The following is a 24,156-nucleotide window of genomic DNA, read 5'->3' as shown; positions in this document are numbered from 1 at the left end:
ACGACCGGACCAGCGCCCGGCAGGGTTGCACGGATGTCACCGGCTGGAGTGCACAAGGCCGGCCGAAGGCGCGAACCTTGACGGAGACGGGCCAGTTCGGACCCAGCAGCCGGGCGCCGCGGTGGTTCGGCGCTCGTACCCATGGGGCCTGTTGCGAAAGCGCGCTTGAGGAATGGTGCCGCGTCCGGGACCGTGGGTGAGGGCATCCACATCCGTCCCGGCTGGTCAGCTCACGGCGTGGCCGCGCTATGCGCGGACAGCTGCGGATACAGAACGGCCGGGTCCTCACCGAGCCGGGACTTCCACTGGGCCGTCCGCCCGTCGGCCAGTACTTCGAGGGAACCGGCCTCAAGGCCGTCCAGCGCCGCTTTGGAGATCAAATCGGGGTCCGACTTCTCGTCCTCGATGCCGGCCATCATGTCGGTGTCGACGCTTGCCATGGCCAGCGCCGTGACCTGAGTGCCCTGATCAGCAAGTTCGTACCGGATCCCGTTGGTCAGAGCCCAGGCCGCGGCCTTGGACGCCCCGTAGCTGTTGGAGTGCTCGTGCGCCATCCACGCCATGACCGACAGCACATTCAGCACGGCACCGCCGCCATTGGCGCTCAAGACCGGCGCGAAGGCACGCACCATGCGCAGGGTGCCGAAGAAGTTGGTCTCCATCTCCAGCCGGATATCCTCCTCCGCGCCGTCGGTGAGCCGGGCGAAGGTCGACACCCCGGCGTTGTTCACGAGCAGTGTCGTGTCGTCGGCCATGGCTGCGGCCCGGGTCACGGACGCGTCATCGGTGACGTCCAGCATCAGCGGGACGACACCAGGCATCTCGGGGGCGGTCTCGGGCCGACGGGCGGCCGCATAGACCTTTTTCACACCCCGGCGCCGCAACTCGGTGACGAAGCTGTGCCCGATACCACGGTTCGCGCCTGTGACCAGCGCTATCTCGTTTCGAATGTCCATGCCCGCTACGCTAAAACCTCACGCCAACGTGAGAGTCAAGCGCGGGAAGGGAAAACGGGGGATGAAGATCGGAGAGCTTGCGCGGCGGGCCGGCGTGAGCGTGCGCGCGTTGCGCTACTACGAGGAACAAGGTCTACTCAGCCCGGAGCGCACACCCTCGGGACAGCGCCGCTACACCGAGGACACCATCGAGGTGGTACGCCTTTTCCAGCAGTTCTACGCGGCCGGCCTCAACAGCCGTACCATCGCGACATTGCTGCCCTGCGTGAACAACGGGCGCATCACCGCCACCCAGCGCCGCACGCTGCGCGCCGAACGCGACCGCCTCGCGGACAGGGTGGAGGAAATGATCCACACACTGCACCAACTCGACCAGCTCATCACAGCCGCCGACAACCGCGGCGGGGCGGCTCACAGCCACTCGTCGAGGACTGCTACCAGCACGGTCGCCTCGTAGCGGACGGCGTGCTGGCCGTATCTCGGGGCCACCGCGCGGTGGCGCTTGAGACGGTTGATGCCGCACTCGACCGCATAGCGCTCTTTGCAGTCGGCCGGATCGAACTTCGGCGGCCGACCGCCGCGGGAGCCGCGCTTTGCGCGATGGGCGACCTGGTCGCGCTTCTTCGGGAACGAAGTATCAGAGACATCCGAGGCATTCACGTCATCGTGCAGCGGATACTCCGGCGACGCAGACAGGCGCGGTTGGCGGGGGGCCGTAGGCCTTGTCGGCGCGGACCTTCTCCGGCCGGGTTCGCGGGCGGCCCGGCCCCAGCCGGGGCACTCGGATGCCCTCCAGGACCAACTGGAATTGCGGTGAGTCACTGCGCTGTCCGGCCGTGGTCACCAGGGACATCGGCTTCTGGGTCTGTTCAACCGCCAGGTTGCAGCTTGGCGGTCACCGCCCCGCGAGCGCCCCAGCCCCTGGTCGGCCGGCTCGGCAAAGACCCCACCGGGCGCCTCGACCTGCACATCCCCCTTTTACGGGCGCCCGCCGCATGCTGGTGGCGCGCACGCTGGTGGAGTCCACCGAGACATCCCAGGTGATCAGCCCATCGGCGCCCGCCCGGGCCTGCAGTTGCTCGATGTTGCGAAGCCAGGTGCGCCATCCCGCCGCCAGCGACGAAACAGCCCGTAGACGCCGCAACAGCCTGTAGACGGTCTGCCAGTGGCCGTACCGCTCGGGCACGTCCCGCCAGGGCGCACCAGCCGAGGTCACACGCCGCCTTCTCTGGGGATAACCAGATGGCGCGAGGCGCGTGGAGAGCGCTTTATGCAGCTCAGCGTCAGGTGGGATGAGCGTAGCGGGTCCAACAGGTGTGGCGCTGATTGTCGTTCACGAGGCCCGGTGCGTCAGTCAGTGGCTGTGACACGCCCTGCTGCCTCGCGGGCGTCAATGAGCTCGTCCAAGTGAGTTTCGGCCCACGCGCGGATCACGTCCAGTAGGTCGAGGAGGCTCCTGCCGAGCGAGGTCAGTTCGTATTCGACATGGCGGGACGGTCCGGCATGGACGGTGCGGATGACGTAGCCGTCACGTTCCAGGGCCCGGAGTGACTGGGTGAGAACCTTCGGCGTGATGTTCCGCAGCGGCACTCGCAGTTCGGAGAACCGTCGTGGGCCGTCTTCAAGGCACTGGATGATCATTCCGGCCCACTTGTCGCCCACGCGGATCGGCATCAGTTCAGAAGGGCAGAGTGGGTCGAACATGTCCGGGTCCAGAGGCTTCGTCATAGGGGCCACGGTAGTTCGGTATCCAGGAGGTAACCATGGCTCCGGCTACTTTCCGAGTCAGCAGGCAGAGCTTATTGAGACGAAGCGAGGTAGCCGCATGGGAAAGATCATTGTTTTCGGCGCAGGTGGTCGCGCTGGACGGGCAGCTGTTGGCGAGGCGGTCCAGCGCGGGCACCATGTCACCGCGGTCGTTCGGGATCCGGGCAGGTACCGAGATCTCGAAGGGCCGGGAGTCCGCCTGCTCGCCGGTGATGCCACTGACGCCGACTCCGTTGCGGACCTCGCGAACGGTCATGACGCTGCGATCATGGCTGCCTACGACCCTGCCGTCCAGGCTGACATGTTCTTCAAAACCGCTACCCAAGCCCTCCTGGACGGGCTGCCGAAGGCCGGCGTGGGTCGCCTGGTCGTAGTCGGCCTGGCAGCCGTTCTGGAGACCGCCGACGGGACAGTGCTGATGGACAGCCCAGGCTTCCCGCCGGAGTACGGCCCCTTTTGCCTAGCTCATGCGGCCGGGGCAGGTGTGCTGCGCACCTCGACCACTACGCTGGACTGGCTGATCGTCAGCCCAGCGGGCGACTTCGATCATGACGGGACGCGCTCTGGGCGCTACTCCACCGCTTCCGCCAACGCTGCCAGCCGCATCTCTTACCACGACTTCGCAATCGCCTTGCTCGACGAAGTCGATGAGCCTCGTCATCACCGCACTCATGTAGGCGTTGAGACGGCGTGAACCGGGCCGCCGCCGCGACAGCCGTCGTGCCGCGGCGGCTACAGGCCCCTGTCCACGGTGGGGCATCGCAGATCAACCGCGTTGGTTCAAGGCTCTCGGCAGGTCCGGTTGGCCTCCTCTCGACTGGCATCGAAGTCGGACCGAGCCTCTTTAAATGCCGCCGTCAGCTCGACGTTTTGCTGCTCCGGCCTCGTGACTAGCCGGCTGAAGCTCGTCGAGGTCCGCTGGGGCTCCGAACCTGAACTCCTGCATGCTTGAGCTTCCAGAGCCTGCGACAGTCGCTTCTCCAGCTGTTGAACGCGGGCGGCCAGTCGGCTGTTGCGGGCCTGGGCGTTGGCCAGGTCGTCCCGGAAGGCGGCATCCCTGCCCGATCACCTCCCGCCGGGGGCTGCACGCTCGGCTGAACTACCTGAACCAACTCGGCCGCCGGGTATCAGGCGATGCGAGATGCGGCTATCTCGGTGGTCCGGGGCGTGCCGGGCCGGTGGCTGCAGCACAGGCAGTCCTCTCGCGGGACAAGCTCACCCGTATCGACGCGGCCTCCCGCGCCTACCGCCGCCGCAACGTGTCCCGTCACCTGCTGACGCGCCTGAATGCCCGTGGTGGGACCTGGGTGGAGATCCAGCCGCTGGGCCAGTCCCGTGTCGCCGAGCCTCGTAAGCGGGTCATCGCCACCGATGTGGCCGGGTTCCGGCGGCTGCGGACCCGCCGCTGGGACGGGATCGCGGGCGGCGTGGGTCGCCCAGGACGATGAAGCACTGGCGGATGTGTGGGAGGGCTGGCTGACCGTTTTGGGCAGCCAGTGGGGTCAGTACGAGGACGCCACCTCCGTCCGCTTCTTCGGCCGCCGCCACCAGGAAGGGGAGGAGAGCAGCATGGAGAAGTACACCAGGGACGGGCCGGTGGAGCTGCGCCGCAGGCAGGACAGGGCAGGGCAGGGCAGGGCTTCGGCTTGGTGCAGGTTCGCTGCGGTGAGGGAGTTGCCTTCCGGGGGCGGCTTTGACGAAGGCGCGGCGCCGGTCGGTGAGGGTGAGGGCACTGGCGAGCTGGTGGCCGAAGCCGCCCGGGGGAGTGGGCGCGTGGCGGACCGGGGCGCCGAGACGCGCTTCGATCGCCTCCATATGGCGGCGGGGACGGTATCCCAAGACGGACGACCGGGAGAGGGCTGTGAGATCACGTAAGTGTTTTCAGGAAGAGGTGGGCGGGAGAGGAGAGAGGTCACGCCGGGCTGGCAGGCAGCGGGGGCTGCGCTCAGGTGGTCGACTCGGCGCCAGGTGCTGGCCCGGTGTGCACGGTGGTCTTCCGAAAGCGGGGGTGGCATCCCATGGGTGGTGCCGTTCCACTGTGGCCAGGGGGAAGGATGCTGTTATTGGGTGCGGGCGGCTGGAGGTCGGCCCGAGTGGAGGGGTGGGTGAGCACATGCTGCGCGCCGGCGGTCCGGAGTGCGGCTGCTGGGTACCACACCCGTGCGGCGGCTACCGCCCGGACCCGGGCGGTGCGGGCGGCGGTCATGTCGCGGGGGCTGTCGCCCACCATGACCGCCTGAGGTGGCGCCGAACTGACCGACCTGCGCACCCAACTCGTCCGCCGCCGGACGCCGCCAGCGTCCGCGGCTTCCTCGAACTGAGGACATGAGCCGCTCCATCGGCGTCCGCGCCGATGGGGGTACTGATGGCCTTGCCCCGAAGAGAGCCTGGATGGGCGGCCAGCCTCCTGCTCGCTCTGCCCAACCAGCTGGCAGAGGACTGGGAGGAAGTCGAGCAACGGCACCACCAGCGTTGGTGCGAGAGTAACGGTCTATGACCGCTGTGGGCGTCCCCGGGACCCGTCCCCCTCCCCCCCCCGGAATCCGGCTTCATCAAGACCACACCCAGCCTCAGTGACAGCCGGAAGAACGACGCCAGAACGGCCCCCCTGAGCCCGCCGGCACGACCAACTCCTGCAGCGCCTGTGTCGCCCGCGATGGGGCATCCCCACAAAAATATCCGACCGATTCTGCTGGTGCGCAGGGCCGCACGCCCTCCTACCAGTGGGGGCACTCCTGCTCCGTCTGCTTCAGCGGCAACGACGACCTCCGGCTCAGACTCCCGCTCCCACACGCGCCCCAGACAGCGCGGGGCCCTTTCCGAGTCCCGTCACACGGTAAGAGGCACTCCCGCAAGCCCGCAGCGGCTCTTCTGCAGTGCCCACAAGAGATAGAAGCGAGCCCTATGACGGTCGCAACTGAGCACTGACGCGGTCGATACAGAGCGCGTTCCCGGCGATGAGGCAGGGTCGTGGTAGGCGTTCGGACAACCCGCCAAGGAGCTGTCCGAACGCCCTCACCAGGTTGTGCCTGAGCCGCTAGTTGCTGGTGGTAGCCAGCTTTGCCGCGAAGCCGAGGAAGACGCCGCCGGCTGTGGTGGTCATGCCTGCGGACAGGCGCTTGCGGCGGCGGAACTGGTTGGCGAGGTACGTGCCGCTGAAGATCAGTACGGACACGTAGGCGATGCTGATCGCCTGGTAGATCGCCACAAGCAGAGTGAACGACAGAGCGGGGTAAGCGTACCCGGGGTCGATGAACTGCACGAAGAAGGAGATGAAGAACAGGATCGCCTTCGGGTTCAGCAGGGTGATCACCAGCGAGCGGCGAAACAGGCGCGACTTCGGGGCGAGCGGTTCGCCACCGTGGTCGGTCTGTCGGTCGCGTTCGCGCCACATGCCGTACGCGGCGCGGAGCATTCCGACGGCGATCCAGGTGAGGTAACCGGCGCCGGCGAACTTCACGATCGAGAAGACCACGTCGTTGGTCTGCAGCAGGGACGCGAGCCCGGCCACGGTCGCCAGCATCAGCAACGTCTCGCCGGTGAACTGGCCGATCGCGGCCCGGTACCCGGCCCGCACGCCGTTCTTCGCCGCCACTGAGACCACGAACAGCGAGCTCGGCCCGGGCAGCAGAATAATGAGGAGAGCCCCCAGAGCGTAGGTGACGGGATTGTCGACACCGAGCATGCGCTTCTCCTCTCCAGGCCGATCGTCCCGGAGGCTCTCCCCGGGATCGTCATCCGACATCAATGCCGGTACGAACATGATGGCTGGTGACGAGTTTGTCCACCTCGTTGATCCGCTCCAGGGCGTACTTCTCGCCGATGTGCGTGAGATGGTCGGCCCCAAAGGCGCCCAGCTCGTCGGTGTCGAACGGGTCCTGGTCCGCGAAGCGGTCGCGGATCTCCCCGGGAGTGTCACAGAGACGGTGACACCGATCTGCTTGAGGTACGCGTCGATCTCCGCCGAGTTCTTGAGGTGTTGCTGTTCGTAGTCGACGAGGAGATCCCGGGCGGGGGGCTGCTGGGAAGTGGGATGAAGCGGGAGAATTCCACCGAGGAGAGGCGCACCCGGTCCAGGGTCCGCGGATGCCCTCGACCGTTCGTTCCAGTGTCTCCGGAGGTTCGCCCGGGGCGCCGGCGATATACGAGGCGTGCACCGAATCCTGCGTCGTTCAGCAGTGAGGTGGCCTCCAAGTTCCTGTCCTCAGTGGTCTTGTTCTTCCGCTGGGCCTCCAGCATCTCCGGGTCAGTAGCATCCAGGCCGATGTTGGCGCGGGTCACACCGAGCCGCTTCAGTTTGTCGACGTTGTTCCCGCTTCGTCAGGCCCAGCGCACGTGCGTAGACCATGAGCTCCAGGTCGCCGTCAGCGAAGAGCCTTCCGCTACGGTCGGGCATCCTCTCCAGGAGCGCATCCACGTACCGAGGGCTGGCGATGAAGCTGTCGTCGACCTCGAAAAGAGGTTGATACCGAACTCGCGATGGTAGCGGTCGACGGTCTCCCAGAAGGCGGCCGGGTCGCCTGTGTTGTCACTCCGCTCGGCGATTGAGCAATACGTGCACCGCTGAAGCCTGTCTCGCAGCCCCGGGCGTTGTTCACCATGATCTCCCGTACTGCCATCGTGCAGGAGGCCGGACTGCTGCCGGTAGTTCTCCGCGTAGGTGTCGAGCGCGTCGAAGATGAACCCGAGATCGGAAACGGTGTTGCCGAAGGAGAGCTGGTAACGGGGAGCCGGATTGGTCACGAGCGGCCGCCGCTGCGGTAACCGCGGCACCACCGACTGGGACACCGAGAACCCCAGCGGTGCGGCGGAGCACTGCCTGACAGCCGCCCGCACTTCACCCAGGCCGTGCCCGCTTCGCCAGCATCGACACCGACGGCGAATCCACCTGAAGCGGCCCGCCACGACCACTCCGGGCCTCCCGTCCTGGTCCTGTCCCAGTACGTCGAGCGGGAATACGCCGACCGCCTCGGGACCGATACCCACGGCGGCATCGCCTATCTCCTCAAGGACCGAGTGAGCCGTATCGCAGAGTTCACCGACGCACTGCGCCGCGTGGCCGCCGGCGGAACCGCCATGGCCCCCGACGTCATCGCCCAGCTCCGCGCCATCCGCGGCGATCCCGTCGCCCCCCCGGCCCCCTCCAGCGAACGTGAGGTCCTGGCACTGATGGCCGAAAGGCACGACAACGCCACCATCGCCCGGCGGCTTTGCACCACCGACAACGCCGTCCACAAACACATCGGCAGTGTCTTCCTCAAACTCGGCCTGTCAGCCGACAACAGCGGCCACTGCCGGATCCGCACTGTCCTGGCCTACCTCCGCCACCACAACGGCACCGAACCCACCACCTGTTGAGTAGTCGACCCCGCTCGAGCTCATCTTTTTTGTACGAACTCATGGATACACTCCGTCCGAAGGCACTGGCTGTTCCCCGCTCCTGGCAGGCCGGCACAGACCGTGTGATCCACCCCGTGAAAGTCATAGACGTCCGATCCGGTCTGACGACCCCCGGTTCGTGCCAGACTCGTGAAAGCGGCGGATCGCGTCACTCTCGCCCGGAGCCGTTTGCTTCTCTGGTGAAGCAGTCACGGTGTGTGACGAACATGGTGACAACGTCACGGCTGAGATGACACAGGGGGTCTCGAGTGAATCAGAACGACCTGGCGGCAATGGCTACACAGGCTCTGATCTCCGTTCTGGGGGGTGCGGCCAGCACGGCAACATCCCAGCTCATACAAGACAGGTTGAACCACTCCGCTCGCGGTCGTACTGCCCTGGAGGGCTTGAGTGCCTCCCCGAGCGATCCCACTGCCCAACAGGATGTGCAAGCCGCTCTCACCGACGAAATCAGAGGCGATGCCGAGTTTGCTGATCGGCTGGCCTTACTTCTTCACGCATCCACCCAGCAGACCACCGGAAGTGTGGTCATCACGGGCAGCCGACTGAAAAACAACCAGATAGCGCTGGGCCCTCTGACGATCAACAACACGCCTGCCGGACGAATGCTACTCACAGCGGCAATCGCCTTGGCACTCATTCTGCTGGCACTCGCTGCGTACGGCGGCGTGAGACTGATCAACGCCGATGACACGCCGAACAGGCAGAGGACCGCCCAGCGCGACGCGAGCGATTCCAACCCCAGTGTCACGGCGTCGGCCGCGGGCACTGCCACGGTCCGCAAGATGCTCCCCGAACGAAGCGACGTGGATGCAAAACTGTTCCCCAAATCCGAAGCGCCTGAATTCGCGCGTGCCACTCGCGTTTCCGCCTGCCAAGCGGTGCCGGAATGCCGCAAAGCCACATCTGCCGGTAGTGTCACGTACGATGGCGTCAAAGGTACCGGTAATTCCGTCGAGTTCGTCCTGTTGGCTTTCCCAGACGCTGAATCGGCCCATCTCGCGTATATGGGTCTCACCGTCAACAGTCGTCACTCAAATCACCCAAAAGTACGGTTGGCCAAGAGAGGCGAAGAGAGCCAGTTCTTCGAGTATCGGGAGCAGACCTACTTCAACAGTGATGGCAGCCCCGACGCCGATATACCGCCGGAGTTGATCGGTCGCTATGTCTTCTTCCGACAAGGCCCCTTCGTCGCAGTAGTGCAACAGTTGGGCGGGGACACTGTGCTTCGAGGCCCAACTCGCCTTCTGGACATGTCCGCAATGTTCGCTCGCCGGATCGCGAAATTCCAAGCGAGTTGAGGGCGGGTGGGCGACGCCGTTCGACAGGCCTGTGGTGGGTCGGGTTGTTGCGGTCTTACGGCTGACGTTGTTGAGGTTTTATGGCTGACATTTCTGAGGGTTTTGTTGCCTTCGCTTTTGCTGTTGGTGTGGTGTGGTGTGGTGTGAGGGTTGGGGGTGAGGGAGTGTGGGGATTGCTCGGGGGCGGTGCGTGCTGGGGCGGCTTTGCAGCTGCTTCTTTGATGGCGGGTATGCCCGTGCTGGCCTATCACCACGGAGACAGTCTCGCTTGTGTGTCTGCAATGGACGGGCCTGCGGGTATGGGCGGTTCTGTCGTTGCCCGTTTGTGGGGCCGTATTTTCCTGGTATGGGGTACGGAGTCTTCCGGTAGCAGGGGCTGGCTGTGCTCTACGGCCCACTCGATCCTGATCGCAGCGTCCTGTCCGCCTGCCTGGCCCTCGCGGCAGAGGCCGAGGCGTCGAGCGTGCTGGACGTCGGCTGCGGCACAGGTGTCTTCGCTCTCCTCCTGGCCGAGCGTGGGCTCGGTGTGGTCGGTATCGATCCTGCCCAGGCTTCGATCGACGTGGCCAGGGGCAAACCCGGCAATGCACAAGTCCAGTGGATATGCGCGGACGCGACCGCACTTCCCCCCGCTCCGGGTCGACCTGTGACCATGACGGGAACGTTGCACAGAAGATCGCTGACCCCGACGCATGACAGGCGACCTTGTACAAGGTGACAGATGTGACCGGCGTCGGCCCTGTGGCCAGTTGGGTGGGTCTGTTGGAGGTGTCCGGACCGCTGGTGAGCTTCCGCTGGACCTACGCGTTCGCCGAGGGCATGTGCGGACATCCGAGTCGATCTGGGGATTCCGTGACCGGCCAGAGGTGGAGCGGGACTTGGCCGTGCGCGGGTTCGGGGCGGGAGACGTGCGCGATGTCCCGGATCGCCGGGCGGGGGGTTGGTCTTCGTCGTCTCCCGCCCGGCACAGGCTCACTCCCCGAAAGAGGCCGGGTAGTAAGCACCCTTTCCCGGGCCTCCACGGTGTCCCGCTCAATGCTAGGCACTCGCAGGGCACGGTGTCAGCCCGTAGCATCCCTCAGCAAGGCCCGACACCGGGGGTCTGTACCGCAGCGCTGGGCGCTGCGTCGGGGTTTCTGCCTCAGTCGTGGTACGCGTGCGGTCTGCGGGCTGTCATGAGTGGGGCCGTGCGCTGCCAGGGCGTGGGCTGGAGGGCTCTGCGAGACGGTCTGGGAGGCAGTGGGTGATGCCTGGAGGGGGGAAGCCGGCTGTCTTCGCTCGCGGGCAGGCGGTGGACTTTTTGCGGGTGCTGGATGCGCGGGGCGCGTTGACCAGCAGCATGTCCGGGTTGATCAGTTGGGCTTTTGGGGTATCGCAGCGCTCGGTGTGGTGATGGCTGCAAGCGGCCCGGTCACACGGTGCGGCAGGCCGTCTGTCCCGCGAGTGTTTCGCTGTGGCTCGACGCCTGCCCGTGGCAGCCCGCTATCGACGCGCCCCCGGCCTGACCACCACCGTGCTGGCCACCGCGCGATCGGTCTCTCGCCGCCGGGCCCCCAGCGCGCTGTCTTCACCGGGGGTACCGTGACCGTGTCCGTGACGCAGGTCCGTCCTCGACGGCGGTCTGAAGACCCGCGGCTGATCCCGCCATGCCACCCGTGATGCTCCCCGGCGAGAACGTGGCGCCGCTGCCCGCGCTGCGCCTGGTCTCCGCGGCGCTCGTCACCGGAGCAGCCCGTAACGTCGGCGTCCTTCTGGCCGGCCTTGCTCGCGTGAGCTGGTGGCAGCACGACGACTGACACACCGCGGCGACACACACGCAACGAACTCTTCAACGCCTGGGCGGCCGACTGCGACTGACATCACCTCATCCTGTCGGGATACACACGGCCCGCCCCGCCCGCCGCAACCCCTGGCGAGAGATCCACTGCGCGGGAACGAGTCGCCCCGGCCCCGACGCCCCCCTGCTGTGGGGCGAGACCTGCGGCATGCCGGGCGGGTCCAGCGGCGGCCCCCACCTGGCGCACTTCGACCCCCCGCACCGGCACCGACCCCCGCACCGGCACCGGCACCGCCCCCGCACCGGGACCGGCGCCGGCGCCGGTGTCACCATCACCGGCCAGGAACTCGCGGGCGGACCGGCCCCCATGCCCCAGCTCTACGCCACCCGTTTCCGCGACAGCGCCCACCGCCTCCACGTGTGGGGCGCAGTCGTGCTGGTCGCGCTGGACGCCGGGCGGGTCGCCGGGCGGGAGGCCCGCGGCGCGCAGACGGGACTGATGCATGACTAAGACCTTCTGAAGCGGTATCTGATACCCGACCGCCACGGCACGGAGACCGCAGCCCACCACATTGGCCCCGTACGACATCGAAGGCGATCGACTCACCGCTGGAGGCCCTTCCCCATGCCCCTGCCCATCATGCTGCGCCGCGGGACACCGCTGGTGTCGGCGGTGCTCCTGAGCGGACTGCTGCTGCCCTCGGCGTCCGCCGCGTCCGCCGCGTCCGCCGCGTCCGCCGCGTCCGCCGCGCCGAAGGGAACCGGAGAACTGACCTGGCGTCCTTGCCATTCCGTCGCCAAGGACTGGCCCGACCCGGACGACACCCGAACCGAGTGCGCCCGACTACGCGTCCCCCTGGACTACTCGAAGCCGGAGGGACGCAAGATCAGTATCGCCGTCAGCCGGCTCAAGGCCGAACACGCGGCGTCGAAGGCCCCGCCTCTGGTGTACGGATCGGGCGGCCCGGGTCTGGTGAAGGTGTCGGCGCCGGCGGGCGTCCTCAAGACCGGGCTGCGCCCGCTCGCCGCCGACCACGACATCGTCAGCATGGACGACCGGGGCGCCGGCTACAGCGAGAAGGTCGACTGCGACACGGAGCCGGTCGATGACACTCCGCCGACCGCCGGCCCGAAAGAACGCGCGAAGGCGGAGTTCGACGACCAGTCCGCGTACAACAAGCGGTGCGTGGCCAAGGATCCCGAGTTCGTGCGTCAGCTCACTCCCGCCAACGCCGCCCGTGACCTCGATGCCTTCCGGCAGGCACTGGGCGTTCCGCAGATCGACTACTACGGCGTGTCGTTCAGTACCGCGGTCGGCCTGGCCTACCGGTCGCTCTTCGACGACCGGGTCCACCGCATGTGGCTGGATTCGGTGATGCCGCCGGTATTCGACCACTCGACGATGGACGGGGACGTGGAAGCCACGGGGGACCGGGACTTCGACGGCTTCGTCCGGTGGCTGGCCCGGCACGACGCCGAGTTCCACCTGGGCACCGACAAGGCCGCCATCGTGCGCAGGGTGACCGCCCTGCGTGACGAACTCGACCGCGAACCCCGGGTCGTCGGCGAGGAGGTGATGAACGGGGACTGGGTGGCCGACCTCGTCACCGATGTGCCCAGTGCCTGGGCGACGAGTGCGGCCGACCTGATACCCGTGCTGGAGGGGGAGAAGCCCGCCGCCCTGCCCAGGACGGAGGCAGCCCCCAAGCGGCGCCCCTTCGGTTTCGAGTCCCCGCACGGCGGTCTCAACGCCCTCCAGTACGACGCGATGCTGTGCAACACCGCTACCAGTGCCACGGGCTTCTCCGAGATGTGGGAGGCCCTGCACGCGCGCCGCGCCGCAGCCCCGGCGACCGGGGGCCGCTACTTCACCTCGGAGTGCGCCGACTGGCCCGTGCGTGTCCCGCCGACACCCGTGACGCGGGGAGACAGCCCGCTCCAGCTCTCCGGCCACCTGACCGAGGGCATCACCCCGTATGTGTGGGCGCAACGGGCCAAGAAGGCGGCGGGCGCCTCGCTGCTGACTGTCGAGGACGACGCCCACTCCTCCCTCTCCGGCCTGCCCTGTGTCACGAAGGTCCTGGCGTTCTTCCGGGACGGCACGACCACCAACGGCACCTGCCCCGGCGTGCAATGACCGCCTTTCCCCGACTCGGAGCCCTCATGAAACGTCCCCTCACCACCACCGGCGGCCTGGCCGGCGCCGCACTGCTCGGTCTGGCGGTGTTCGCACCGGGCGGAGCCGCCACACCGGCCGCCACACCGGCCGCGGCGACGACTGCTGCCACCACCACGACGGCGACGAAGCCGGCCGCACCGGCGAACGCGGCCCAACGGCGCGACGGACCGGACTTCACCGGCACGGTCGAGGTCAACGGCTGCTCCGGCGCGGTCGTGCGGACGCCCGCCTCCCGGGACGACGACCGGGCGCTGGTCATGACCAACGGGCACTGCTACGAAGGCGCCCGGCCCCTCCCCGGCGAGGTCCTGGTGGACCAGCCCTCGCACCGCCTGTTCAACGTGCTGGACGCCTCCGGCGACACGGCGGTGCAGCTGCATGCGAGCAAGGCCCTGTACGTCACCCTGACCGGCACGGACCTTGCCCTCTACCAGGTGGGCACGACCTACCGGGAACTCAAGGAGGACCACAAGGTCACTGCGCTGACGGTCTCGGACCGGCGGCCGGCGCGCGGCGCGGACATCCGGGTGGTGTCGGCGAGCTGGAAGAAGGAGTTCACCTGCAAGATCGACCAGCTCGTCTACCGGGTCCTGGAGGCCGGCAACGTCACGGAGGACGTCCTGCGGTACACACCCGCCTGCGACACCGGTTCCGGCACCTCGGGCTCCCCGGTGCTCTCCGGCGGCCAGGTGGTGGGCATCAACAACACCAGCAATCACGACGGCGGCCAGTGCACCCTGGACAACCCCTGCGAGATGGCGAAAACGGAAAGATCACCACCCACAAGGGGATCGGCTACGCCACCCAGACGTACTGGCTGACCACGTGCGTCGTCCCCGGCAACAAGCTGGACCTGGACCGCCCCGGCTGCCTGCTGCCCCGCCCCGACCCCCGCCGATGACCATGTGACACGGCGCCGGAGGCCGAGGGCTGAGGGCTGAGTGCCGGGGCGGGGGGCCCGCGGCCACGCCCCGTTCCCGCCGAGGGGCATGATGATGCCCCGCACCACATCAGGAGGGAACGCATGTCGGCCGTACCGGCACCGGAGGGCATCCCGGCCCCCTCCGCCTCGATCCTGCTCGTCGAGGACGACGAGACCATCCGCCGCTCCGTGGCACTGGCCCTGGAACGCTACGGCTACCGGGTCGCCACGGCCGAGGACGGTCTCGTCGGCCTCGAACGCTTCCGGGAAGGCGGGCACGACGTGCTGCTGCTGGACGTGATGCTGCCCGGGCTCGACGGCATCGGCCTGTGCCGGCGCGTCCGGGAGACCAGCACCGCCCCCGTCCTGATGATGTCCGCGCGCGGTGACAGCCTGGACGTCGTCTCGGGCCTGGAGGCAGGCGCCGACGACTACGTGGTCAAACCCGTGGACACCGCCGTACTGGTCGCCCGTATCCGCTCGCTGCTGCGCCGCGCCACGTTCGCCGCGGCCGGTCCCTCCCCGGCCCCCGGCCCGGACGGCACCGCACCGCTGGTCTTCGGGGACCTCACCGTCGACACCGCCGGCCTGGAGGTGTCCCGGGCCGGCGAGCCGGTCGCGCTGGCCCCCACCGAACTGCGCCTGCTGCTGGAGTTCGCCGCCAACCCCGGCGTCGTCCTCGACCGGCAGTCCCTATTGCGCACCGTGTGGGACTACGGCTGGGACGGCGACACCCGGGTGGTCGACCTGGCCGTGCAGCGGCTGCGGAAGAAGATCGGCGCCGACCGGATCGAGACCGTGCGCGGCTTCGGCTACAAACTGCGGCGGAACTGACGTGGGCCGCCTGCGCACCCTGCTCCACTGGCGGTCGCTGCACTGGAAGGTCGCCTCGCTGGTCGCCGTGGCCTGCACCGCCGTCGCGCTCACCGTCGGCCTGCTGGTGCACCGCAGCACCCTGGAACGCTCCCTGAACGACGGCGCGGCCAAGGCGGAGGCCGACCTCACCGACTCCGTCGAACGCTACGAGCGGGACGGGACGGAACCGGACGGCGTCGTGCGCGACACCACCGTCCTGCCTCACGAACTGCTGCGCCGCCTGCGGGACCGCCCCGCCGGTGCGGCCGAGACCCCCGTCACCTGGTACGAGGCCGATCCCTACCACCCGGGCATGTGGGCGGCACGCGACCACCGGGGCAGGCCGTTCGCCGTGTGCATCGACATGACCCCGGACCTGCTCACACGTCAGGCGCTGGACCGGCACATGTGGAAGTATTCCCTGGTCGTCCTCGGGATCGTCGTCCCGGTCTCGGCACTCGCCGCCGAACTGCCGCACCGCAGACTGCGCGCGGTGGCCCGCACCGCCCGCCGGATCTCGGACGGGGACCTGAGTGCGCGGACCGCCGTCAAGGGCACCGGCGACGAGATCAGCGTCATCTCCGCCACCGTCGACGCCATGGCCGACAGCCTGCACGGACGGCTGCGGGCCGAACAGCGGTTCACCGCCGATGTCGCCCACGAACTGCGCACCCCGCTCATGGGCCTGGTCACCGCCAGCGAGCTGCTTGCCCCGAGCGAGGCCACCGACCTGGTCCGGGACCGGGTGGCGGTGCTGCGGAACCTGGTCGAGGACCTGCTGGAGATCTCCCGGCTCGACGCGGGCGCCGAAACCCCCGACACCCGCCCGGTACCGCTGGCGGACGTGGTCCGCGACTGCCTCGCCCGTACCGGACTGGACAGCAGCTTCACGGCCGACGCGGGCCCCTTGGTGGACACCGACCCGCGCCGCCTCGACCGCATCGTCACCAACCTGGTCGTCAACGCCCACCGGCACGGCCGCGCGCCGGTCGAGGTCACGGTGGCGGGGCCGACGGTGACCGTACGCGACCACGGCACCGGGTTCCCCGCACGGCTGCTGGCCGAGGGGCCGCGCCGCTTCGCCACCGGCGCGTCCGAACGGGGCCACGGACACGGACTGGGCCTGACCATCGCGCTGGCCCAGGCGGAGGTCATCGGCGCCCGGCTGGACTTCGCCAACGCCCCGGACGGCGGGGCCGTGGCCGTACTGTCGCTCCGGGAACGGCAGCCGGCCGATACACAGCCGATACGTACCTGAGCGGCCCGAGAGCCCCGCCGCCGGTCTCCCCGACACCTCCACCGCACAAGGTGATCTGGTGCGTGAACGTCACGCACCCGCTCCTCGGAGGTGTCCCCATGCGCCCGGCCAACACACCCACCGCACCCGAACCGCACCGGGCGCCGCACGGCCCGGCCCCGGCCTCCGGCCAGGACGCCGCCCCGGCCGCGGTTCCCGACCCGGCACCGGCGTCCGAGGGGCCGCCTCCGCCCGCCCGTGTGCGTCGTTCGCGCCGCATCAGCGCCGCCGTCGCGGGGACCCTCGCCCTGGGCGCCCTGGTGACGCTCGGCGCCGTCACGGGAACCGGCGAACACGGCCCGGCCTCCCCGCACTCCCCTTCCCTGGCCTGGCCGCCGGAAGGACAGACCAGCATCCACGTCGCGGGCCTCGGCGTCCGAAACGCCCCGGGAGGCCGGGGCGCGCAGAAACCGGTTCCGCTCGCCAGCGTGACGAAGGTCATGACGGCATACGTCATCCTGCGCGACCACCCGATCCCGCCGGGCGGCACCGGCGCCCGGATCACCGTCGACGCCCGGGCCGCGCAGGAGTCCAGCCTGGGCGCCGAGTCGACCGTGGCGGTCGAGGCCGGACGGCGGCTGAGCGAACGACAGGTACTGGAACTCCTGCTGCTGCCCTCGGCCGGCAACATCGCCCGCATGCTCGCCCGCTGGGACGCCGGCACGGAGGAAGCGTTCGTCGCGAAGATGAACCGCGCGGCCCACGACCTGGGCATGACCAACACCACCTACCGTGACCCCAGCGGCATCGACCCGGCCACCGTCAGCACCTCCCCCGACCAGCTCAAGCTGGCCCGGAAAGTCATGCGGGACGCGGCCTTCCGGTCCGTCGTCGCCCAGCGGGAGGCCCACGTGCCCGGCTCGCCCCCCGTCCGCAACACCAACACCCTGCTCGGCGAGGACGGCGTGATCGGCGGCAAGACGGGATCCAGCTCCCCGGCGGGCGGCAACCTGATGTGGGCGGCCACCGCGCCGGACCACGACGGCAACGACCGGCTGGCCGTGGGCGTCGTCCTGCACCAGAAACCCGGCACCGGCTCCGAGAACGGCCTGCGCGCGGCACTCGCCACCAGCCGCTCGCTGATCGCCAGCGTACGGCGCTGGGTGGCGACGACGACCCCCGGCGCCCCGCGCTGAAGGACGACACGCGCAGGAGCAGCGGGCTGACGTGTGCCACCTACGACCCATGTGCGCCGCGTACGACGTGGCGGACCGGCGGCGGAAAATACTCACTCGGAAGCGAACCAAAGACGCCCCATCCAAGTGCCGGTAGCGGCGACTTTGCGCCTCCCCACGGTGGTGCTCCACGCGGGACAGACCCGACCGGCGGTCTGAGCGGGTCATCGCCACCGATGTCGCCGGGCTCCGGCGGCTGCGGACCCGCCGCTGGGACCGGATCCACGGACGCGTGGGCCGCCCAGGACGACGAAGCCCTCGCGGACGCGTGGAACAACGAACTCGCGGACCTGGACCTGCAACGGGGCCAGTACGAGCACACCACCTCCGCCGACTTCTCCGCCTGACCACCTGCAACGACTCAAATCCAGCCTCGTCTACCACCCGCTTCATACCAACTGCACATGTGAAATGGACCGTGAGGCATCGCAGATCAGCGAGAGCTCGGTGGGCGTGCCGGCAGAAGAGTTGATCCCATCGAGCGAGTTCATCCGGCGGTCTCCGGTACGGCCGGGCCGCTCCACCGTTCACCCCAAACTCCGGTAACGCTCGGAGGGGGGTTTGTTGGTGTACGCGGCGGCGGCTGGCCTGGGGTGTTGCTGGTTTGCTGAGAGGCGGGGTGGGCGGTTTCGGTGGGGAGCTTGGGGTGTGTGAGCTGGGGTTGTGTCTTGTGTGCTGAGCGGGGCTGGGTTTGTTGTGGGTAGCTTTAGCGTGTAATGGCTCGTTTGGTGTTTGTGCTGGTCAGTGCTGTTCTGCCTGGTGGGTGGGGGTTAGCGGCCGCGAGTGTGGCGCCTGTGTTGTTCGGCGAGGTGGTCGAGTCGTACGGCGTCGAGGGCGGGTGTGGTGATGCGTTCGGTGCCGTCGGTGATGGCGGTGCCGTCGGTGATGGCGGCTTGGCGGATGTGTCTGGTGAGGGATCGCAGGTGCGGGCAGGTGTTCCGACGCGGTGGAGAAGGCCGGGCCGGGAGCTACGTACCACTCCGGGAGTCAGCGTCGGTCCCCTCGGCTGCCTCGGACCTGTTCTCGGAATTGGCGCCGGCCTGCTGGGTGAGCCGTTCGGCGAGAAAGCCTGCGATGGCGGTCGCGGTCGGCTGGTTCCACAGCAGGGTCGGTGGCAAGAGGATTCCTGTGAGCTGTTGGAGCCGCCTGCGCAGCGACACGGTCATGATGGAGTCCACGCCCATCTCGCTGAGGGGGCGGTGGGGGTCGATGCCCGCGTCCGGAGTACCCAGGACAGCGGCCAGCGCGGAGCTGACGTGGTCGAGCAAGACCGCGGGCAGCTCCCGCGCGGACAGCTGCCCCCACTGCTCTTGCGCGCCGGATTCGCCGTTCGCCTCCTCCCCTTCGGGGGCGGGGGCCTGTAGTTCACTCAGGACGGCGGGCCGGTCTTCCCTGGCGGAACCGGGCAGCAGACGCAGCACCGCCATGTGCGGTGCCGCGCTACCCGAGGCGATGTTCCAGGCAGCGAAGGCGTCCTCGGGTGTGATGTCCGCGGTTCCGCGTGCTTCGAGTTCGGCGTCGATCGCCTCGGAGGATGTGGACATGCCCAGTCCGCGCCAGCTCGTCCACGCCATGCTGACCGTGTCATCCGCCCCGGCTGCCCTGCGGTGGTGGGCGAGCGCGTCGAGAAAGACGTTGGCCGCGGCGTAGAGGGCCTGGCCGGGCAGGTCCAGCAGCTGTCCGGCGGAGGAGAAGAGGACGAAGAAGTCGAGGGAACCGGGCGGGAAGAGCTCGTGCAGCACAAGGCCCCCGAGCACCTTCGGCCGGGTGACCGCTCGCAGGGACGCCTCGTCGCAGTCGCGCAGCCAGCGGTTGTCGGTCACCCCCGCGGCATGGACGATTCCGCGTACGGGCGGCATCTGGAGCCGGTGCGGGGCGAGTTGTGCGGACAGCGCTTCGCGGTCGGCGACGTCGGCAGCAAGTATCCGCACCGTCACACCGGCTGCTTCCAGGTCCCGGATGGACTTCACGGCCTGGACGTCGCTGTCCTTGCTGAGGTCGTCCCAGTGTTCGCGAGGCGGCAGACCTCGGCGGGAGAGCAGCAGTAGGCGGCGTGCCCCGCGGCCGGCGAGCCAGTGGGCGACCCGAAGGCCCAGTGCCCCGAGGCCGCCGGTCACCAGATAGGTGCCGTCGGGCGAGCAGGTGATCTCCGGTCCGGTGCCCGCCACCGGCTGTGGGGCGGACCCGGTGTCCGGTTCTGCTCCCTCCGCCGGCGCGGCGTGCGCGGCGCGCAGACGGACGGTCTCGCAGCGTCCCTCGCGGACGGAGACCACTTCTTCGGCGCCGGGGTGCTGCAGCAGGGGCAGGATCGCGGCAATGTCGGTGTTCTCGGGCGTCGTCGGTAAATCGATGACGCCGCCCCACACTTCGGGGTGTTCGGTTGAGCAGACGCGTCCGATTCCCCACAGCGGTGCCTGTGTCAGTGCCGTTCGCTGTGCCGCCTCGCGTACGCCGAAGGTCAAGCACCACATGCGGGTGCTCGCGCCGCTGTCCTGGTCTGCCAGTCGCTGAACGGTTTCGATGAGGTCGAGTGCGGCGTGGTCGGGAGCGTCGGGATCCTCGCCGGGATCGGCCGGCGGAGACAGCAGAAGGAGGGCGTCGGGGAGTGCCGCGCTGTCGGGCAGTCCGGGGCCGCCGGTGGTGAGGGCGATGTCCTTCTGTGCGCAGACCGAGCGCAGGCGTTCGAGGACCTCCAGGGTGCCGGGGGTCTCGGGGGCGGCGACGTGGAGGGAGGAGAGCGTCTGTGGCGGGCCGGAAGGGGTGGGGCAGGGGCTCCAGCACACCTCGTGCAGCAGCTGTGCCGGGGGCACAGAGCGACCGGAGGCTTCCAGCGGGCGGTAGGTGAGTCCGGACAGCCGGGCATGGCTGCGTTCCCGGCCATCCTGGGCGTCGTGCGAGGGGGTGCTGTCCTTGCTGTGGCCCTCCAGGGTGACCTCGACCATCCCGGAGCCGTCGGGGCCGGGAGGCTGGAGAAGGCGTGCCCGGATCGTGGCCCGCGCGGGCGGCGGCCCGCACACCGTGGCCTCCTCGATGTGGGCGGGCATGCGCAGAACCGGTTCTCCGGGGAAGAGGACCGAGGCTGTGGACAGCGCGGCGTCCAGCACGGATGCCCAGCTGGGAGCGGGCAATGACGCCTCTGGGTCCGCGGTGACCTCGGCGGCCAGGACGCCGTCTCCGCGACGCAGTTCCTCGATGCGCCAGGGGAAGCCCATCTCCGCCACCTGGAGTTCGGCCAGCCGGGAGATGACGTGGTCCGGCGGAAACACTTCGTGCGCGGACACTTCCCCAGACACCTCGGGCCCGCTCTTCGGGTGTTTCCGCTTCGGTGAACACATCTCTCCGTGCCCTGTGGCGTGCTCGGTGACGGCGCTGGTGTGTGTCACCCAGCCGCTGGGCGCGCTGCCGCCCTCCTCAAGAAGGCGGGTGCTGAGCTTGAGGGTGGCGTCCTGGTACACCACCTGCACCTCGCGGTTCTCGCCGGTCGGCACCGGGGTGTGCAGGACCATGTTGCGCAGCACCGGCCACGTGGGGCGCTCCAGGGCGGCGGCGCCCGCGGAGAAGAAGGTGGCCAATAGCACCGCGGCCGGTACGATCTCGGTCCCCTGCACAGGGTGGCGGCCGGGGAAGGGGCGGGAGTCCTCATTCAGCCGAGTGCGCCACAACAGCGTGCGGGTGGTACCGCGTACACAGGTGCTGTCGCCGAGAAGGGTGTGGGAATCGGGGTCGTGTCCTGCCCCAGCGGACTCGCTGGGAGCAGGATCCGCCCAGAAGTGCTGGTGCTGCCATGCCGTGGTGGGAAGGTCGCGTGCGGGCCGGCCAGGGTAGAAGGCACTCCAGTCGACCGCGGCGCCGTGGCAGTGGAGTGCGGCCAAGTTGAGCAGCGCGGTGGAGCGGGCGCTGCGGTCGCGGCGGAGGGTATGGGCGACGTACCCGTTCTCGGCGCCCGAGTCCGCCAGCGCCTCGTCGATGGAGTGTGTGACGACCGGGTGGGGCGAGATTTCCAGGAAGTGGCGGTGTCCGTCCTCGATGGCAGCCTCGACGGCCTGCTGGAAGCGCACGGGGTTGCGCAGGTTGGCGGCCCAGTACCGGCTATCGCGCCGGGCCGTCGCACGCGGGATGTCCAAGGCGGTGCTGTAGAGCGGCACGCTGGGCGGTGCGGGGTCGAGGTCGGTGACGCTCGCGGCAAGACGGGGGCACAACGCCTCCATGTGCGGGCTGTGGAAGGCGACATCGGAGTCGACGCGCCGCACCTGGAGCTGCTCTTCCCGCCATTCCTGGAGCAGGGCGGAAACAGCGGCGGCCGTGCCGGAAATGACACTGGAAGTCCTCGACGCCGCCACCGCCGCTTCGACGTCCCGCTGTCCCTTCAGACGCCGGGCCACCTCCTCGAACGGCAAGCTCACCATGGCCATCGCGCCCCGGCCGACGACCTGCTCCAGCAGGGCGGAGCGCCGGCACGCCAGCCGTGCACCGTCCCGGGTGTCGAGGACACCGGCCGCCACAGCTGCGGCGATCTCACCGACCGAGTGCCCGATGACGGCCGCAGGCTGCACCCCCCAACTGCGCCATACGGCCTGTAGCCCCGTCTGCACGGCATAAAGAGCCGCCTGGATGCGAACGGTGTCGTCCGGAACGCCGTCGGCGAGCAGGGTGAGCAGCGAATATCCTGCCTCCTTGCGATAGACCGGCTCCAGCTCCTCGATCGTCTGCAAGAAGGGCGGCTCCTCCTCCAGCAAGTCCCTGCCCATGCCCGCCCATTGGGAGCCATGGCCGGAGAAGACCCACACCGGATTCGCGGGCGCCTGTGCCCTCGGCACCCTCCCGGTGACGGCTTTGGGGTGCTCTTCCTCCCTCGCCAGATCCTGCAGCGCCGGTACGGCTTCCGCTGCATCAGCGGCCAGCACGGCTGCCCGCTCGCTGAGATGGCTGCGCCTGCACGAGAGGGCCGCGCCCAGCGCCGGGACGTCCGCCTCCGGACGCTGCGCCAGGTGCGCGGCGAGTTTCCCGGCGTAGGCGCGCATCCCGGCGGCGGTGCCGCCGCTGATAAGCAACGGGAAGTCGCCGTTGCGGTTGTCCGCCGCGGCCGCAGGGGCGGCTGCGACGGGGGCCCGGTGCGCTTGCGGAGCTTCCTCCAGGACGGTGTGCGCGATTGTCCCGCCGTATCCGTAGCTGGCCACCCCGGCCCGGCGCGGCCGGGGACCGGCGGGCCATGGGGTGTTCGCTGTGGCGAGGAGCAGGCCATTCTCTCCCCACGGAAGGCGCGGGTCGGGAGCGGTGGACAGCCGCGAGGCGGGGATCAGCTCATGCTGGAGCGCGAGCACCGTCTTGATGATCCCGGCGACGCCCGCTCCTGCCTCCAGGTGCCCGATGTTCGTCTTGGCCGATCCGATGAGGCACGGGTCAGAAGCCGAGCGATGCTGTCCCAGCACGGTGCTCAGCGCGCCCGCTTCCACCGGGTCGCCCGTCGGGGTGCCGGTCCCATGTGCCTCGATGTAGTCCACGTCGCGAGGATCCACACCGGCGGCCTCATAAGCGCGCCGCAGCAGGTGTTCCTGGGCCTCCCGGCTGGGGCTCATGATGCCCTCGGTACGTCCATCCTGATGGACGGCGGAGCCTCGGATGACGGCCAGCACCTCATCACCGTCCTCGACGGCGGCGCTGAGCAGTTTGAGGACGACGATGCCGCAGCCCTCGCCTCGCCCGTACCCGTCGGCGGACTCGTCGAACGCCTTCGAGCGCCCGTCAGGAGAGGTGGCACCGGCCTCGTCGAGTACCACGGACAGCCCCGGCCCCGCGACCAGCATGACGCCGCCGGCGAGAGCCAGCGGCGTCTCACCTGCGCGCAGCGCCTGGCACGCCTGATGGATGGCCACCAGCGACGAGGAGCAGGCAGTGTCCACGGAAAGGCTCGGGCCGCGCAGGTCCAGAACGTGGGAGACCCGGTTGGCCACCGCACACGGTGAACTGCCCACGCCCGTCCAGGCTTCGATGCGTGGCAGGTCCTCCAAGAGGCGGCGGCCGTAGTCGTCGGAGCCGACGCCGATGAAGACACCCGTGTCGCTGCCCTCCAGGTCCAGGGGCGGTACGCCGGCGTGTTCCAGCGCCTCCCAGCACACCTCCAGCGCCATGCGCTGCTGTGGGTCCATGAGCCGTGCTTCGCGCGCGGAGATGCCGAAGAAGGCGGCATCGAAGCCGGCGATGTCCTCCATGAACGAGCCCCGGCTGGTGGTTCGCCTCAGCACCGCGGCGTGCTCCGTGCCGCGGTCGTCATACCCTTGCCACCGCTCGGGGGGAATCTCCCGGACCGCCTCACGGCCCTCCCGCAGGAACGCCCAGTACGCCTGGGGAGAGTCGATCCCGGCGGCGAACCGGCAGCCCATTCCGATGATGGCGACAGGTTCCAGCTTCCCGGTCGGAGTGCTCATTTGCTGCGTAGCTCCCATACGAACGGTCCTGTAACCGGCACGACGGCACGCTCCGCCAAGCCTCAGGAGATATGGACGAGAAACAGGAATGCAAGGAATGGG

At 69.0% G+C, this 24,156-nt stretch carries 19 protein-coding genes and 1 pseudogene; 14 read left to right on the top strand and 6 right to left on the bottom strand.

All coding sequences use genetic code 11. The features are described from left to right. Positions 1-230 precede the first annotated feature (230 nt). Positions 231-956 (bottom strand): SDR family oxidoreductase, encoded by a 726-nt coding sequence (locus FM076_RS00175; RefSeq protein WP_173867928.1) that lies wholly within the window; start codon positions 954-956, stop codon positions 231-233. Positions 957-1,017: 61 nt separating this feature from the next. Here FM076_RS00175 and FM076_RS00170 point away from each other — a divergent pair, with 61 nt between their 5' ends. Further along, positions 1,018-1,413, top strand: a complete 396-nt coding sequence (locus tag FM076_RS00170; RefSeq protein WP_173867927.1) for a MerR family transcriptional regulator — start codon at positions 1,018-1,020, stop codon at positions 1,411-1,413. Here the strand turns inward: FM076_RS00170 and FM076_RS00165 are convergent. Beyond that, positions 1,368-1,616: a hypothetical protein gene (locus FM076_RS00165; RefSeq protein ID WP_173867926.1), complete on the bottom strand. Its 249-nt coding sequence runs from the start codon at positions 1,614-1,616 to the stop codon at positions 1,368-1,370. The genes FM076_RS00170 and FM076_RS00165 overlap by 46 nt on opposite strands. 690 nt (positions 1,617-2,306) lie before the next feature. After that, positions 2,307-2,684 carry a winged helix-turn-helix transcriptional regulator gene (locus FM076_RS00155; RefSeq protein WP_173867924.1) on the bottom strand — a complete coding sequence of 126 codons (378 nt, stop codon included), beginning with the start codon at positions 2,682-2,684 and terminating at the stop codon, positions 2,307-2,309. A gap of 97 nt (positions 2,685-2,781) precedes the next feature. Between FM076_RS00155 and FM076_RS00150 the strand changes: the two genes are divergently transcribed. Both FM076_RS00150 and FM076_RS00145 read left to right on the top strand, forming a co-directional pair. After that, positions 2,782-3,417 (top strand): NAD(P)-dependent oxidoreductase, encoded by a 636-nt coding sequence (locus FM076_RS00150; protein WP_173867923.1) that lies wholly within the window; start codon positions 2,782-2,784, stop codon positions 3,415-3,417. A 484-nt stretch (positions 3,418-3,901) separates the two neighbouring features. Then, a complete protein-coding gene (locus FM076_RS00145; protein ID WP_173867922.1) occupies positions 3,902-4,171 on the top strand; it encodes a hypothetical protein in 270 nt (89 codons plus the stop codon). A 1,589-nt stretch (positions 4,172-5,760) separates the two neighbouring features. On the opposite strand, the gene leuE is transcribed toward FM076_RS00145, so the two are convergent. Next, a complete protein-coding gene (gene leuE / locus FM076_RS00140) occupies positions 5,761-6,408 on the bottom strand; it encodes a leucine efflux protein LeuE (protein ID WP_173867921.1) in 648 nt (215 codons plus the stop codon). A gap of 635 nt (positions 6,409-7,043) precedes the next feature. Further along, the gene (locus tag FM076_RS00135; protein ID WP_173867920.1) at positions 7,044-7,511 is read right to left on the bottom strand and encodes a hypothetical protein; all 468 of its coding nucleotides are present in this window, start codon (positions 7,509-7,511) and stop codon (positions 7,044-7,046) included. 228 nt (positions 7,512-7,739) lie between these two features. On the opposite strand from FM076_RS00135, the gene FM076_RS00130 reads away from it, so the two are divergent. The 11 genes and pseudogenes from FM076_RS00130 (at position 7,740) to FM076_RS00080 (ending at position 17,976) form a co-directional block, all read left to right on the top strand. Beyond that, a complete protein-coding gene (locus FM076_RS00130; protein WP_207730257.1) occupies positions 7,740-8,081 on the top strand; it encodes a response regulator transcription factor in 342 nt (113 codons plus the stop codon). Between the two features lie 290 nt (positions 8,082-8,371). Then, positions 8,372-9,424 carry a hypothetical protein gene (locus FM076_RS00125; protein WP_173867919.1) on the top strand — a complete coding sequence of 351 codons (1,053 nt, stop codon included), beginning with the start codon at positions 8,372-8,374 and terminating at the stop codon, positions 9,422-9,424. A 376-nt stretch (positions 9,425-9,800) separates the two neighbouring features. Next, positions 9,801-10,421 (top strand): annotated as a pseudogene (locus tag FM076_RS00120) (class I SAM-dependent methyltransferase). A 649-nt stretch (positions 10,422-11,070) separates the two neighbouring features. After that, on the top strand, positions 11,071-11,220 hold the full coding sequence (locus FM076_RS00115; RefSeq protein ID WP_173867918.1) for a hypothetical protein: 150 nt from the start codon (positions 11,071-11,073) through the stop codon (positions 11,218-11,220). Positions 11,221-11,409: 189 nt separating this feature from the next. Further along, on the top strand, positions 11,410-11,712 hold the full coding sequence (locus FM076_RS00110) for a hypothetical protein (protein ID WP_243274238.1): 303 nt from the start codon (positions 11,410-11,412) through the stop codon (positions 11,710-11,712). Positions 11,713-11,826: 114 nt separating this feature from the next. Then, positions 11,827-13,338 (top strand): alpha/beta fold hydrolase, encoded by a 1,512-nt coding sequence (locus FM076_RS00105; RefSeq protein ID WP_173867917.1) that lies wholly within the window; start codon positions 11,827-11,829, stop codon positions 13,336-13,338. A 26-nt stretch (positions 13,339-13,364) separates the two neighbouring features. After that, positions 13,365-14,201 carry a S1 family peptidase gene (locus FM076_RS00100; protein ID WP_243274237.1) on the top strand — a complete coding sequence of 279 codons (837 nt, stop codon included), beginning with the start codon at positions 13,365-13,367 and terminating at the stop codon, positions 14,199-14,201. Between the two features lie 203 nt (positions 14,202-14,404). Next, a complete protein-coding gene (gene cseB / locus FM076_RS00095) occupies positions 14,405-15,136 on the top strand; it encodes a two-component system response regulator CseB (RefSeq protein ID WP_173867916.1) in 732 nt (243 codons plus the stop codon). A 1-nt stretch (position 15,137) separates the two neighbouring features. After that, positions 15,138-16,415, top strand: coding sequence for an ATP-binding protein (locus FM076_RS00090; RefSeq protein WP_173867915.1), 1,278 nt, complete (start codon positions 15,138-15,140; stop codon positions 16,413-16,415). 98 nt (positions 16,416-16,513) lie between these two features. Beyond that, entirely contained in the window at positions 16,514-17,590 is a 1,077-nt protein-coding gene (locus tag FM076_RS00085; RefSeq protein WP_173874411.1) for a D-alanyl-D-alanine carboxypeptidase family protein, read from the top strand. A 215-nt stretch (positions 17,591-17,805) separates the two neighbouring features. Continuing rightward, positions 17,806-17,976, top strand: a complete 171-nt coding sequence (locus FM076_RS00080) for a hypothetical protein (RefSeq protein WP_173867914.1) — start codon at positions 17,806-17,808, stop codon at positions 17,974-17,976. Positions 17,977-18,597: 621 nt separating this feature from the next. On the opposite strand, the gene FM076_RS00075 is transcribed toward FM076_RS00080, so the two are convergent. Continuing rightward, positions 18,598-24,054, bottom strand: coding sequence for a type I polyketide synthase (locus FM076_RS00075; RefSeq protein ID WP_173867913.1), 5,457 nt, complete (start codon positions 24,052-24,054; stop codon positions 18,598-18,600). Positions 24,055-24,156: the final 102 nt, after the last annotated feature.

The sequence above is a fragment of the Streptomyces albus subsp. chlorinus genome (assembly GCF_013302895.1).
GTDB lineage: Bacteria > Actinomycetota > Actinomycetes > Streptomycetales > Streptomycetaceae > Streptomyces > Streptomyces chlorinus.
This window is presented reverse-complemented; position numbering and strand designations above follow the sequence as displayed.

Coding starts and splice junctions, on each gene's coding strand:
- FM076_RS00175 (WP_173867928.1), bottom strand. CDS start 956: ATGGACATTCGAAACGAGATAGCGCTGGTCACAGGCGCGAACCGTGGT.
- FM076_RS00170 (WP_173867927.1), top strand. CDS start 1,018: ATGAAGATCGGAGAGCTTGCGCGGCGGGCCGGCGTGAGCGTGCGCGCG.
- FM076_RS00155 (WP_173867924.1), bottom strand. CDS start 2,684: ATGACGAAGCCTCTGGACCCGGACATGTTCGACCCACTCTGCCCTTCT.
- FM076_RS00150 (WP_173867923.1), top strand. CDS start 2,782: ATGGGAAAGATCATTGTTTTCGGCGCAGGTGGTCGCGCTGGACGGGCA.
- leuE (WP_173867921.1), bottom strand. CDS start 6,408: ATGCTCGGTGTCGACAATCCCGTCACCTACGCTCTGGGGGCTCTCCTC.
- FM076_RS00115 (WP_173867918.1), top strand. CDS start 11,071: ATGCCACCCGTGATGCTCCCCGGCGAGAACGTGGCGCCGCTGCCCGCG.
- FM076_RS00110 (WP_243274238.1), top strand. CDS start 11,410: ATGCCGGGCGGGTCCAGCGGCGGCCCCCACCTGGCGCACTTCGACCCC.
- FM076_RS00105 (WP_173867917.1), top strand. CDS start 11,827: ATGCCCCTGCCCATCATGCTGCGCCGCGGGACACCGCTGGTGTCGGCG.
- FM076_RS00100 (WP_243274237.1), top strand. CDS start 13,365: ATGAAACGTCCCCTCACCACCACCGGCGGCCTGGCCGGCGCCGCACTG.
- cseB (WP_173867916.1), top strand. CDS start 14,405: ATGTCGGCCGTACCGGCACCGGAGGGCATCCCGGCCCCCTCCGCCTCG.
- FM076_RS00085 (WP_173874411.1), top strand. CDS start 16,514: ATGCGCCCGGCCAACACACCCACCGCACCCGAACCGCACCGGGCGCCG.
- FM076_RS00080 (WP_173867914.1), top strand. CDS start 17,806: ATGTCGCCGGGCTCCGGCGGCTGCGGACCCGCCGCTGGGACCGGATCC.
- FM076_RS00075 (WP_173867913.1), bottom strand. CDS start 24,054: ATGAGCACTCCGACCGGGAAGCTGGAACCTGTCGCCATCATCGGAATG.